At 48.5% G+C, this 13311-nt stretch carries 8 protein-coding genes and 3 pseudogenes; 1 reads left to right on the top strand and 10 read right to left on the bottom strand.

Going from position 1 to position 13311, the window contains the following annotated elements; all coding sequences use genetic code 11:
- Both MKX30_RS27275 and MKX30_RS27270 read right to left on the bottom strand, forming a co-directional pair.
- Positions 1–5409, bottom strand: a 5409-nt coding sequence (locus MKX30_RS27275; RefSeq protein WP_445671568.1) for an amino acid adenylation domain-containing protein, incomplete at its 3' end; no start/stop codon positions are given.
- A 679-nt stretch (positions 5410–6088) separates the two neighbouring features.
- Positions 6089–6289 (bottom strand): annotated as a pseudogene (locus MKX30_RS27270) (diaminobutyrate--2-oxoglutarate transaminase); the annotation flags it as partial.
- A 453-nt stretch (positions 6290–6742) separates the two neighbouring features.
- Between MKX30_RS27270 and MKX30_RS27265 the strand changes: the two are divergent.
- A complete protein-coding gene (locus tag MKX30_RS27265) occupies positions 6743–6892 on the top strand; it encodes a hypothetical protein (RefSeq protein WP_023990470.1) in 150 nt (49 codons plus the stop codon).
- On the opposite strand, the gene MKX30_RS27260 is transcribed toward MKX30_RS27265, so the two are convergent.
- From MKX30_RS27260 to MKX30_RS27225, 8 genes and pseudogenes are all read right to left on the bottom strand, one after another.
- A complete protein-coding gene (locus MKX30_RS27260; protein ID WP_023990471.1) occupies positions 6870–7319 on the bottom strand; it encodes a group II intron maturase-specific domain-containing protein in 450 nt (149 codons plus the stop codon). The two genes, MKX30_RS27265 and MKX30_RS27260, sit on opposite strands and share 23 nt — an antisense overlap.
- Positions 7320–7836: 517 nt before the next feature.
- Positions 7837–8091: a hypothetical protein gene (locus MKX30_RS27255; protein WP_028542641.1), complete on the bottom strand. Its 255-nt coding sequence runs from the start codon at positions 8089–8091 to the stop codon at positions 7837–7839.
- Between the two features lie 546 nt (positions 8092–8637).
- Positions 8638–8985: a helix-turn-helix transcriptional regulator gene (locus MKX30_RS27250; RefSeq protein ID WP_023990474.1), complete on the bottom strand. Its 348-nt coding sequence runs from the start codon at positions 8983–8985 to the stop codon at positions 8638–8640.
- A gap of 483 nt (positions 8986–9468) precedes the next feature.
- The gene (locus tag MKX30_RS27245) at positions 9469–9867 is read right to left on the bottom strand and encodes a hypothetical protein (RefSeq protein ID WP_028542640.1); all 399 of its coding nucleotides are present in this window, start codon (positions 9865–9867) and stop codon (positions 9469–9471) included.
- Between the two features lie 122 nt (positions 9868–9989).
- Positions 9990–10079 (bottom strand): annotated as a pseudogene (locus MKX30_RS27240) (DNA-binding response regulator); the annotation flags it as partial.
- A 62-nt stretch (positions 10080–10141) separates the two neighbouring features.
- A pseudogene (locus tag MKX30_RS27235) lies at positions 10142–11449 on the bottom strand (histidine kinase); the annotation flags it as partial.
- A gap of 121 nt (positions 11450–11570) precedes the next feature.
- On the bottom strand, positions 11571–12152 hold the full coding sequence (locus tag MKX30_RS27230) for a TetR/AcrR family transcriptional regulator (RefSeq protein ID WP_053326174.1): 582 nt from the start codon (positions 12150–12152) through the stop codon (positions 11571–11573).
- Positions 12153–12244: 92 nt separating this feature from the next.
- Positions 12245–13255, bottom strand: a complete 1011-nt coding sequence (locus MKX30_RS27225; protein WP_071558190.1) for a fumarylacetoacetate hydrolase family protein — start codon at positions 13253–13255, stop codon at positions 12245–12247.
- Positions 13256–13311: the final 56 nt, after the last annotated feature.

The raw sequence follows: 13311 nt of genomic DNA, 5'->3' as shown, positions 1-13311 counted from the left end.
CTCTTCGAACAATTGAACGAGCGTCTTCCCGCGCGGAAATTCCGTGGTGGTGTCGTTAAAACGTCCGAGAAGGTCGGCCTTTTCCGCCTCCGTCACAAGTTCCAGCTCGCCCACTGTAATTTCCGGGTTATCCGTCACCTGCTCCAGCAGATGGACGAGATGCCCCTTGAGCCGCTCGATGCTGTCTTTATCGAACACTTCGGCGTTAAAGTCGAACCGAATTTCGATCTCGGCTCCCGGCACCACGGTCACGTTGAAGTTATAGTTCGTCTGCTCCTCCATCTGAACGTCAGCGATCGTCAGGTCGCCGTGTTGCTGGTCGCCCGCCTGCTCCATCTGCTCGTCCACCGGATAGTTCTCGAAAGCGATGATATGGTTGATCAGGTTCTGCTTTTGCACGCTGCGGGCTTGAATTTCATACAGCGGATAGTAATCATATCGCCCGGACTCCAGCGCACGCTCTTGGAGTTTCGCCATCATATCAGCGAACACGGTGCCCGCTTCGCTCGTGACGCGGACAGGCACCGTATTGATGAACAGCCCGATCATGGACTCGATGCCCGGGATTTCCACCGGTCTTCCAGCCACGACGCTGCCGAATACGGCATCGTTTGTTCCGTTATATTTTTGCAGCATCACGCCCCAAGCGGCTTGCAACAGCGTATTGACCGTAACCAGGCGATCTTTCGCCACCCGATCCATCCGCTCGCTCAACTCCTTGCCCAGCTCGGCTGTGACGTGATCAGCCGTAAATCTGCCGTTCAGCGCCGGTTCCTTTTGTCCCGGGAGTACAGTTTGCCCTTCATAACCTGACAGGAATGCCGTCCAATAGCCGGATGCCGCCTGATCGTCCTGTTTCTCCAACCATTCGATATAGGCGCCATAATCCGATCCCTTATCTCCCGCTGGCTGCTTGCCGGATGCCAAGGTCGAGTACGTCTCAAACAGCTCCTGCGTCAGCTGCGCCAGGCACCAGCCGTCCATCAAAATATGCTGGAAACTCCACAGCACATGATAGCTTTGCTCTTCGGTGCGCAGGATCGTAACCCGAACGAGCGCGTCATGTTCCAGGTCGAAGCCGCGAAGCTTGTCATCCTCGGCCTTTTTATCCAAATACGCTTGTTTCTCGTCCACCTGCAAATGAAGCAGCTCTTCATATTCAAAGCCGACCGGCTTGTCGCGGTATATGATTTGCAGCGGCTCGCCCGCCGGTCCTTTCACAAAATTCGCCCGCAGCACCAGATGACGTTTCGCAAGCTCCATCCAGCTCCTCTCGAAAAGCTGGACGTCGAGCGCTCCCCGCATCGTAAACCGCGTCTGCTCGAAGTAAGCGGCAGTTTGCCGGTCAAGCGCGCTGTGGAACCACATGCCCTTCTGCATCGGCGTAAGCGAGTAAATATTTTCGATTTCCCCGAGATGGCCCGAGCGCTGGGCGATTTGCTCCAATTCCGCGATGGTCAAGCCTTTAAATTGCACGTCGCTCGGCGTCAATTCGGTGTTTTCTTTGCCTGCGCAGTGGGTAATGAGCTCTCGGAGACTTTGCTCAAGCCGCTGAGCGAAGGCTTCCATCGTTTTCTTGCGATACTGCTTCCGGCTGTAGCTGAGATCGAGCGATAAAGTGCCGTCCAGCACCATGCCATTGATATCCAGCACAAAGCTGCGGGCCTGCCGGTCGCTGGCCGGGCTGCCGCTGGAATAAGAAGATATGCCGATCTCGTCCTGATTGACATCATCGTCGAACTGGCCGAGGTAGTTAAAATTAATTTCCGGCTCTGCGCCCCAAACAAAGCCATCCTCCGATTTGGAGAGATAGCGGCATACGCCGTACCCAAGCCCCTTGTTCGGAATGCGGCGCAAGCTTTCCTTGACCTGTTTAATCTGATAGGCCAAATCCCGGTCGGTTTCCGGCTCCAAGACGACCGGAAACTTGGTCGTAAACCAGCCGACTGTGCGCGTGATGTCGATATCCGTTCCGATCGATTCGCGTCCGTGTCCTTCGAGATTGATCCGCACCCGTTCGTGTCCCGTCCACTTGCGAACGGCTATGCCGAGCGCCGTTACCAAAATATCGTTCATTTCGGTGTTGTAGGCCCGGTGAACCCGCTTCAGCAGCAGCTCCGTTTCTTCGGGAGTCAAACGGACGAACAGCGATTCGCTGTCCTGCTGCGTCGTAACGTCCGCCTCCAGATCCTTCGGCACGGCCGGAACCGCAATTTGTTCCACGGCCTGCCAATAGGCCCGTTCCTTCGCCATCTCCGGGCTTTGCGCGTAAGCGGCCAGCTGCTCGGACCAAGTGCGATACGCATCCGTTTTCGCCGAGAAACGAATTTCCTCGCTTTTGCCGGCCTGCTCGTAACCCAGAGCGAAATCCTCCATCAAAATGCGCCAAGACACGCCGTCCACCACGGCATGATGAACCGCGAGCAGCAAATGATCGCCGTCCGCGCACCGGAACAGTCCCGCCTTCACGAGGGGCCCGTTCTCCAGATCGATGCCCGCTTGAATGTCCGTTGCCTTCGCTTCCACAGCCTGCGCGGTATTCTCCGCATCCTTGAAGTCGAACACGTACAGCGTGAACAGCCCGCCGTCCTGAATCGCGCGGTTCCGCGCGCTAAACCCTTGTTCCGTCTTGCGGAACACCATCCGCAAGGCGTCATGATGCTCGGCCAGCTTTTGCAGCACCTGACGCACCGTCTCTTCGTCGAAGCGTTCCTTCCGGTACAGCATCACCGACTGGTTGAAATGATGCGGGTCCGCAAAGGAGCTCTCGAAAAACCAATGCTGAATCGGCGTCAGCGCCGTTTCACCCGTTATTTCGCCCTGATCAATGGTACGTCCGATCGGTTTCACATGCAGGCTGAGCTGTGAAATAGTCGGATATTTGAACAAATCCCGGATTTCCAGCTTGTACCCGGCTTGATGAAGCCGCGAAGATACTTGAATGGACTTGATCGAGTCTCCGCCCAGCTCGAAGAAATGATCCGTTACCCCAACGCGATCGGCGTTCAATACCGCCTGCCACACATCGGCAAGCGTCCGCTCGGCTTCATTGCGGGGAGCTACGTACGCGCCGCCGGTCAGCGCGTTTCCTTCCGGAGCGGGCAAAGCCTTCCGGTCGATTTTGTCGTTCGGCGTGAGCGGCATCTGCGGAAGCTGAACAAAATGCGCCGGAATCATGTAATTCGGCAATTTTTGCGCCAGCGCGCTTCTTAGCTCGCCGAGCGTAAGCGGGCGCCCCGCGACCAGGTAAGCGCACAGTTCTTGCCCGCTTTTGCCTTCCCGCGCGATTACGATCGTCTCCTGCACGGAGTCGATCTTCAGAAGCTGCTCTTCAATCTCGCCGATCTCGATCCGGAATCCACGGATTTTCACCTGATGGTCGATCCGGCCCAAGTACTCAATATTTCCGTCTGGCAGCCAGCGGGCGAGATCTCCCGTCCGGTAAAGGCGTTCTCCCGGCGCAAACGGATGTTCCACGAACTTCTCTGCCGTCAGCTCCGGATGGTTCAGGTAACCTCTCGCAAGCCCCACGCCTGCCACGCACAGCTCGCCGTCCACTCCCGGAGGCACAAGCTGCAGGTGGGCATCCAAAATAAAAATCCGGTGATTGGCCAGCGGGCGCCCGATCGGAATGACTCTGCCCTCCGGCTGCTCCTCATCCGCATCCCAAAGCGTCGTAACAATCGAAGCTTCGGTAGGGCCGTAAGCATTGAAATAGTGGACCTTGCGTTTCCACTGCTGCACGAATTCGGCCGATACCGCCGAGCCTCCCGTTACGAGCTTCGTTAAGCTGGGAAGGCGGTCCGGGTTCAAATAAGCACTGTACGTCGGAGGCAAAATCGCCGCCGTAATCGCATGCTCGTTCATATAACTCTCGAACAGGCGGTTGTCGAGAATCGTCTCGGCCGTCGGGATGTACAAAGCCGCGCCAAAATAGAGCGCTTTGAACACTTCCCAGCAGGACGCGTCGAACGACAGGCTGGCGAATTGAACGATCCGGTCATGCTCCGTGATGCCCAGCCTGTCCGCGAACATCAGCTTCAAGCTGACCAAACCGCGATGCTCCAGCATGACCCCTTTGGGATTGCCCGTCGTACCTGACGTATAGATGACATAAGCCAGATCGTTCGGACCGCTGGCCGGCTCCAGGTTCGAGCCATCGTCGCTGTAGGCCTGCTCGTCATCCAGCGCCACCACGGTCCCTTCGAACGGCACCTGCTGCAGCAGGTGCCGTTGAGTCAGCAGCAGCTGCGCATTCGAGTTCTCCAGAATGTAGCGGATGCGTTCTTCCGGGTATTCCGGGTCGATCGGCACGTAGGCACCGCCAGCTTTCAGAACCGCCAGAATGCCAACGACCGTCTCCAGCGATCTCCTGACCATCAAGCCTACCAGCTGATTGGGCAGCACGCCGACCGATCGCAACGTCCGCGCCAGCCGGTTCGCCCGTTCGTTCAGCTCCGCGTACGAAAGCCGCCGCCCCTCAAAGACAACCGCCGTCGCTTCGGGCACCCGCTTCGCCTGCTCCTCCACGAGCTGATGAATCGTCCGATCACGGGGATAGTCCTTCTCGGTATCGTTAAAGCTTTGCAGCAATTGAAATTTCTCGTCTTCCGACAGCATGTCCGCCCGCACGATGTCCAGCTCCAACTCGTGAAGCCCCACGGCCAGCAGGCGATTCAGATGGCCGACGACCCGAGTCATAAACTCGGAGTCATATAAGTGCTCGTTATATGACAGCGCTAGCTGTATCGTCCCGTCGGTTAAGCTGAATTCAAAGGAACAATCCGTGACCACATTTTGCCCGATTTCGTCCAGATGCAGCTCCTTAAGGGATACTAGCGTATGGATGACGGGTATACCGTCTGCATATTGCAGGTCCAGCTTCTCCGTCATTTTCAAGAACGGAATATGTTGATGCTGAATCGCTTCCGGCAAGGAAGTCCTCAGCTCGCTCAGAAGCGTTTTAAAAGTCGCACCCGCCGAAAGCGAGTTTTTCAAAATGACCGTATGATTAACGGATCGACGCGTCTCCGTCGGTTTCCGTACAACCGGCATGCCGACCAGAATGTCAGAAGCGCCTGTGTATTTATGCAAGAGTGACTGAACACCGGCGAGCAAAATCATAAAAGCGGCCAGCGGAGCGCCCTTGCTCATTTGAAGGACGCGCTGCGCCGCTTTTTCCGAAAGCGAACCGCCCACGGTTTTCATAATGGGCGCCAGGGAGCTTGGAGCTTTGCTGTAAGGCAGCGGCGTCAAGGTATAATCGTCGCTACCGAATTTTTCGTTCCAAAACAACGTTTCTTTTTCAAAAGCCATCTGGATCGTTCCCCTCTCTTCATCGGTAAAAGCAATCCGGCGGAGCATATGCCGCAGCAACGCTTCAGCCTCGCTCCCCGCCTTTTCAAACATGTGACAACAATGTCAATGGCTTTCGCCAGGTCACCGCTTCGCTTGCCCGTTTGATCGCATGCGGCAATCCTCTGCCTAGCAGCTGTCCCGCTCGGCTCCCATGCGTGAAAGACAACAAAGAGCATCGTTCTACGCAAGAGATGCAGCTGCTTCCGGCTCCTCTGCTTCAATATGCTTGCTGCGGACGAGCCGCCCGAAGACGGGCTTTGGTTTAACATTGGGTTCGGAATTAGATTTGGGGGTGGACAAGGGATGTTCCACCCATCGATGTTAGGCTTGCTGTAGGGTTCCGGCCGGCCAGCAGGAAGTCGACCGTACCTCCGGATTCGGCACCGGAGCTGCCTTTGTCGAAGCCTATGTTTAAGGGATATTGATACACTCTATGTACGATTTTAGTATTCCCCCGCCTGGTGTGGATAAGTAAAGATCTGGCTGCAGGGTAGTGAGCTTTTCCTGACGATTAGATGTGACAATGGTGCTGCATGAGGCTCAAAGAATGCTCCGTATGGCATAAACGGGACAGCCCTTGGATCGGCGGTGAATTCCATGCTGCCTGACGGTACCGCAGGCAGCATGGGGAGAAAATCTTCCAATGGGATGAAAACGTTATCTTAACATCAGGGCCGCACGACCCCCAGAAGGCACTTCCGTGCCTCTTGCCGGGGCGTCCACCTGCTTTCGTTACCAGCAAATCCTGGGTCTCCTGAGAGATCACCTGCTGCATACTGGACTTGATAATGTCGCAGCCGGCGGCCAGATGCTCCATCGAGACGGTCAGCGGAGGCATGATCTTCAGCACGCAGTCTCCTCTGCCGGCTCTTTCAATGATGAGCCCGTTCTCGAAGCTGATCTCCGTCATCCGCTTCGCCTCGGCTTCATCCTTTCTGAACCTTCTGAAGTCATGGAGCAACATATTCTCGGCAGTCATTTTCCACAATTGTCGGTCCCCGCATGCCAGCTTGCTGGGTAGCCAGTGGACTGGTCTCTCGCACACAGCTTGGATAGGTATAAAAACCATCCAATTCTATTTTCTATCATAATTGGAAAGGTAACCTAGGTAAAATTATATCAAAATTCCGAAGAATGTATAGTAAAACTTTAGTTAAATTTGGTCAAGGTGTTAATATTTTTCCTAAAAAGAGCGAATGGAGAAGAACGCTGGGAATGGTTTGCCATCAATCGAGGAATTCGACGCGTGTCGACATTCAGGCGGGGTGCCGGCCGATTTGGGAGATCTTCCCTGTATACATTCTCTGCCGGTGCTCCGAATCCTTGCGCTTTGCGATAACTTAACATGATTACCTGACGAATTTCTGGAAGCCTGGCTGGAAACGTGACTGGATGTCAGCTGGATATTCTGCTGGAAAATCCGTTGGATACTCGGTTGGAACTGCCCGGCTGGAAGCTGGCCGTAGCGTCCGCCCGGATGGCAGCCGGCATAGTTTTGTATCCCGCCGTCTTCACTGCGCCTCTGCTAGAGTAAAGGGCAGATAAATTCTGCCCCTCCTCATCAAACCGTACGTGAGGTTTTCCCTCATACGCTTCTTGGCATACCATTTTGTGAGTCGCTGAAGGATGTACCAGTCACGTTTAGCCATCTTCCTTTGGCTGTAGGTCGTAACGTAGTAGTTACGCCAACCCTGTATTTTCGGGTTTAAGTATTCCAAATGTTCTTGGAATGATTTGTGACGCATATTCGCAGGGGCTAGTCGTTCCTTCACGACTTCCCTAATTCGCTCCTTTGCCTTACGGCACAGCCATTGTTGGGTCGTATAATATACTTGGCTTTCGGAAGTTTCGGCCTTCGTCTTTCGGTGAAGCATGCCTAGGAAGTCGAAGCCTTCTTCTCCTGTCCATAGTCCGACGATTCGCGTTTTTGTCGGGTGTAACGTTAACTCCAGACGTTCCATTATCGTTCGAATGATCTCGTATGCCCGATCCGCATCCTTCTTGGGGATAAATTGGCGCTTTACGGGTTTCCCATACCCTGGCCTTTACCTTGTTTTATCCATTTTTCTATCGTGGTGGGAATCGGATATGCTTGAGCCATAATGCCCCTCCATTCACCTCGTAGTTTCTTAATGCAAAAAAAGCCCCATTGTAAAAACAAGGTGCCTGACTTTAAGATGTGTGATATATAATTTTTCAAGAGAGATTTCAGTACTAGGCTAGCTTCTTAATAAACTAACTTTCGACAAAAAAGCGTAAATTATAAAGGATGTATATTTAGTGAGATTATACCATGAATTGTGCTTTAAGGAATAAAAAAATAGGTCTTACCATCATAAATATCTTGGTTATCGAGGTTGATATACAATCGCTCAGCACGTAATTTTCACATCTTTGGTCTCCGTCGGATTATATTAGGTTGCTTTCTTTTATTCTCCAATCCCTTTGAAAAATAACACTGCTACAGATAGTGTCGTCTTAGAGGAATCTTAAATTGGGTTGCTTTTTATGAAAAAATTTATGCATCCATTCGTCTTTCTCCAGCTTGGTCAGTATATATTTAGTCGTTATATTTTTTAACTGACGAAACCGATTAATCTCAGATTTTTTAAAGAGACCTTTTGCAGCATACTCCATCAATAACTCGTAATTAATACGCCCAGCACAAACTAAAGAATCCTCACTTAATTGATCAAGTGCATCTTTGACATTAAGCTGCGGACTTGGGATCACTACATTCAAGCTTCCAAAAGGAAGCTCTATTCTTTGAATTTCCTCTTTGACTACCCCGACTCATGGCTTCGCATGAGCTGTAGAAGGATATACGAGTGTACGCATATACTCCAAGGAGCACTAATATTCAAACCAGGACTCGTAACGAACATCTTATAGACGTCGGTGTGCCCATGGCATCAATTACATCTTGGATGGAAGATCCTATCGTAAATGGAGCGGCCCCCTTCTTCTTTAAGCCAATAGATACTTTCAAATTATGGTTGATATTACTCCACCCAATGATATGATCATTAGAGTCCAATTCCACATTTGATTCCCATAAGTCCATGAGTTTCCGATGATCGATGTCGAAGTTCCCATAACATCAATCACTTTTTGTTTCGGAGACCCTATAGTAAAAAAAATTGGGACTTTCTTCTTCCAGATTTATATGGATAGCCATGTGTCCATCTCAATTGGATGGATCATATGTCTAATGTGAACTTAAAACATAACTACTGAAGGCTTTGCAATAATGAGTCCCCTTCACGGCTCCGCGAAAGTTCATTTATCTCTATACCGCTTTAACTTCAAATCAACAATTCCCTCTATTTCCTGTTTATCGCCCAGGTCTAACTTTCGAAATCCTGAGATTAATTTTGATTCAAGATCATCTAACTTAACTTGAAATAATCCACTATAAAAAGTTGCCGCCTCATCAAGTAATAACCAATCTAAATCAATATCGAAATTTAGTTTAAGGGCAATTACGGTTTCTAAGGATGGTTTGTACTTATCTTTTTCCAATTCACTTAATGTACCCTGAGAAATACCAATAGTAGATGAAAAGTCAGTTTGATTAAGCTTATTTAATTTTCTTATACTCTTTATCTTTTCACCCAAAGTCTTCATTGCTCCACCTACCATCCATAAAAATGAAATACATACTTAATTTATAATAGTTATATATATTATATATTCATTTGTATTTTAGATAAAAAAACATTTTTTTCATCGCGACAATAAGCTCTTGATTTCTCATACTGTTTTCAACAGAAACTTGGATTTCTCCTGCTTCAATTACTTAAGATACCAATACAGGAAAGGGTTCAAAGCCCTTTGATTTGTCATGCAACTATACTCGCTCTGATTGAGCCAAAGCAGTCGCCTCCTGAATTTAATAAAAAAAGCCCGATGATACTTGCTCATCGGACTTTTGTTAAATACTTACTAAGAAGATATATTATTGTTATTTTTCATTAATATTTAGTACACAACTTTATTGTTTAGTACACAACTTTATTGTCCGAAGACAAATTAGTGTCTATATACAATAAAGTTGAGTTCTCAAATCATATTTAAAGCTTCTCCTTCAATTAAAAAGTCATTTTATAATTATCCGTTATTACTTAGCCCCTCATCGGATTTTAATTTCAAAAAGTTGGCCACTGAATCAGAGAAATAAATCATATAAATAATGTAGATAAGGGGATTAATCAACGCCTCTTTTCCCCAGAGCGAAGGAAGCACAATATCCTGATCTGACAGCCCAATTTGCGACAACATTTCTTCGCCAAAGCGACTGAGAAATTTTGAATACATTGTTGTTGTATAAAAAGAATGGGTTTGTTCAACTTTATCTCTATTTAAAAAATAAAACATGTTCTTTCGGATTTTAGTAAAGCGAATGGCTCTTTGCATGTGAAGCAGGAGCCAGTTATTGTGGGCAATGGTAAACAAGTCGTTATTAATATTTGAATGAGTACAATGAAGGAATTGAAAAAACTCGCGCAAATGTTCAATCCTGGTACGTTAAACGTAGCAAGAGGGATGACATAGCTTGGAGACAATTTGTGATTTAACAGCCCCCACATATAGCTTGATTGCGCGCATAAAAACAACCTTCTCCCCACTTTTCAGGTGCCTTGTTCAAGCGCATATCTTGTAAGCTGGACACGATTTTGAAGATGCAACTTTTGCAATATAATTTTCAAATGGTTTTTAACCATAGTATAACGAGGTTCCATTTATTTGAATGCAGGCATTCAATGATACTCTTCTCTTATACTTAACCTTGCATAATACTATCAGGAAGAGTATCTCGCTTGATATGAGGATCGTAATTGGCGACCACAAGAATATCCATATGCCGCGCAGTGCTCAGTAACTTTTGGATAATTGTTCCTTCTCGTAAACGTTTCCATATGGGGCTGTCACTCTGACCAATAATGAGTTGGGTAGTATGATATTCATTAGCTCTGGCAAGAAGAACATCTGCAAGCTTATCAGAATGCCCAAGTGGCACAACTTCAAAATGCCCGCCTAGACGCACTACCAGGCTTTTGAGTTTCTCTTTTTTCATCAATTCCTCTTCATTCATCGTATCCGTTGGGTGTACATATGTGACAATCCATTGTGCCTTTAGTCGGAATGCAATTCTAAATCCCCGCCGGATTAACCTTTCTGCATTGGAACTCAGCTTGACGCATACGAAAATGACCTCCCGCTTATTCCAGGGTCCACGTAAGGAACTTTTGCACTCCCATGCTTCCAGACGTTCATCCACATCGTCCGCAATTTCCCGAAGCGCCAGCTCCCTTAAAGCAATTAAATTTCCAATTTTAAAAAAGTTCCCCAGAGTCTGATCTATCTTCTCCCGGGCATATATCTTTCCTTCCTTCATACGGGCTTGTAGAGCCTGCGGTGCCACATCGATCAGCTCGACCTCGTCAGCAAGGCGAAGAATGGAATCCGGGACGGTTTCCCTGACACGCACCCCTGTAATTTGCTCCACTGCATCATTTAAGCTCTCTAAATGCTGAACGTTAACGGTAGAAATGACAGAAATCCCAGCATTCAAAATTTCCAATACATCTTCATATCACTTTTTGTTTTTGCTACCGGGAACGTTGGTGTGAGCCAACTCGTCGACAAGTACCAGTTCAGGATTCCGCCGGATGATTGCCCCAGTATCCATTTCTACAAGTTCTGTGCCTGAATATTTGATTTTTGTGCGCTCGATTAATGGCAGTTCTGCAACCTGCTGGATGGTTTCTTTTCGCCCATGCGTTTCCAGCAAACCATTTACAACATCAATGCCCTTTTTAAGAAGATGATTGCCCTCTCGCAGCATAGTGTAGGTTTTGCCAACTCCAGGAGCCGCACCAATAAAGACCTTGAATCTCCCCCTTTTGATTCGTCCAATTTTCTCATCCACTTCCCGTGAATTTAAGCGGTGATATAACGGGTTTTTCTTCGGATTGGTCATTTTGGCTGGCAGAATTCGCTCTCCATGGTGCTCCGCCCGATCAGCAACGATAAAGATATCCATATTTTTGGATTTTTTTAGAATGTCATTGATGACGGAGCCTTGCCAGAAATAATGTCCCGGTTGCAGTATAACGAGCTTTCGAGCATCTTGGTGCATCTTCTTTCAATTGTTCTAGAGTTAAAGCTGCGCAAGCAGTCTTCGGCATATTTAAATAAATCAACAAAGCTTATGACTGAGACAAAATTCCTTTTACAAACAATGAGACACTGTGCTTGTAGAACTCTTCCTCGGTGACGAGTTGGGACTGATATTGCCGGTGAATCAGCTCGCTCATCTGAAATCCGTAGCACATCGAGAGAAAAGACATGGCGGCAAGACGCTCATCCTGTCTGGCTATAACTTTTTTCTTCTGCAAGCGTTCAAAATATTCAACCAGCAAGGAGTGCAGCTTCACCGGCGGATCGGCCAGCACTCTGTCCAATTCGGGAAGCATTCCTTTGTCGCGGATGCCAATCAAAATGATGTCCGCATTTTTATGGAAAAACAAACGGTACTGCTGGCTTACATTCAGCAGATCGACTTCCGGATTATCGGTCGCGTCCTCTTTTAACAGCTTCTCAAATTGCGGGATATCCGAATGTCTTTCAATGATGGCTTCCAATATGCCTTTCTTGCTTCCAAATTGCCGGAAAATCGTAGATTCATTGACTTTAGCTTCCGTTGCAATGGCTTTGGTGCTTACTCCCCGATAGCCCTTCTTTTTGATGAGCCGTGTCGCGGCTTCAATGATTCTGTCTGAAGTTTGCATTGTATTTCTCCTTTTGCATATGTTAAACCTATTCTACTACAAGTTTTGCATGTGCAGCAGGGTCGGGGTTCATCATTTTCATAAACGTTTATTTAAGGCAAATCGCTTCTTTTTTCCCAGCGGCTTGGTTCCGTAATCTTGACATGATCAGGCACCAATTGCGTGAGCGTGCCTAATTTATCAAATGTAATCTGGATTCGGTCAGAGGGCAACAGCCATTGTTCGGTCTCGATTGCGCAGCAATCCGGTATCGTCCCCATTCCTATAATCGTGCCCGGGAGCGGCGTGAAAACTTTGAGAACCTCCTCCATCACTTTTGCAGGGTGTGCAGAATACTCGGATGTGCTTCCCTTCCAGTGCAGTCTCTCCCCGATGCGTACATCCACATCCAGTACCAGCGGGTTGTCGATTTCATCCGGCGTAACCAGAAATGGTCCTATTCCTTTGCTGCGATCAAAATCTTTGCAGCGCGTCGGTCCGGTCAGCGCCTGGAAATCCGGCCACTGCACATCGCGGACAGTACTGTCGTTAAAAATAACATAACCTGCAATGCAGTTCCCCTTCCCTGTAACAAAGGCCAGCTCCGGCTCGATATCCAGGTAGGAAGTGTACGAAGGCCAATGAATCGTATCCCCATCGCCAATTAATGCATTATGGTTACACTTGTAATAACTGAAAGTTACTTTATTCGGATCTTTCTGGAATTTTTCGGTAATATTTCGTTTAAGCTCTTCTCTTTCCGACCCTGTATATTCTCTTTGCAGCAGATTTGCGCCAGCATTTCTCAGATGTCTTGGCGTCAGCCCAAAATCGATAAGCGCAGCCGGATTCGGAACCGGCGGCAGCAGTTTTACCGCTGCAATCGGGCAGATTTCATGTTCATTGAATTGATGCGACTGTTCGACAGCATATTGCATCAATTCCTTAGCGGCATCATAACTTGCCGGCAAATAATGAAGATAGCTGTCCATACATTCAAGACTGTCAACGAATGTTCCCTGCTTTTTCATGATTGCGGCAAAAGACACGACAAATTTCTCGTTAATTACAAGCCCAAACAAAGGTTCCTGGGATGTCTTGGTTTGAAAGGTTACTAGCTTCATGTTGCAGCGCCTCCATCTATGTAGTGTGATGTTGTTCTGTTACTATCATATAGCAC

Origin of the sequence: Paenibacillus sp. FSL P2-0173 (genome assembly GCF_038008045.1) — a bacterium.
Taxonomy (GTDB): Bacteria; Bacillota; Bacilli; order Paenibacillales; family Paenibacillaceae; genus Paenibacillus; species Paenibacillus polymyxa_B.
Note: the sequence above shows the minus strand (reverse complement) of the source record. Positions and strands in the feature narration are given on the sequence as shown.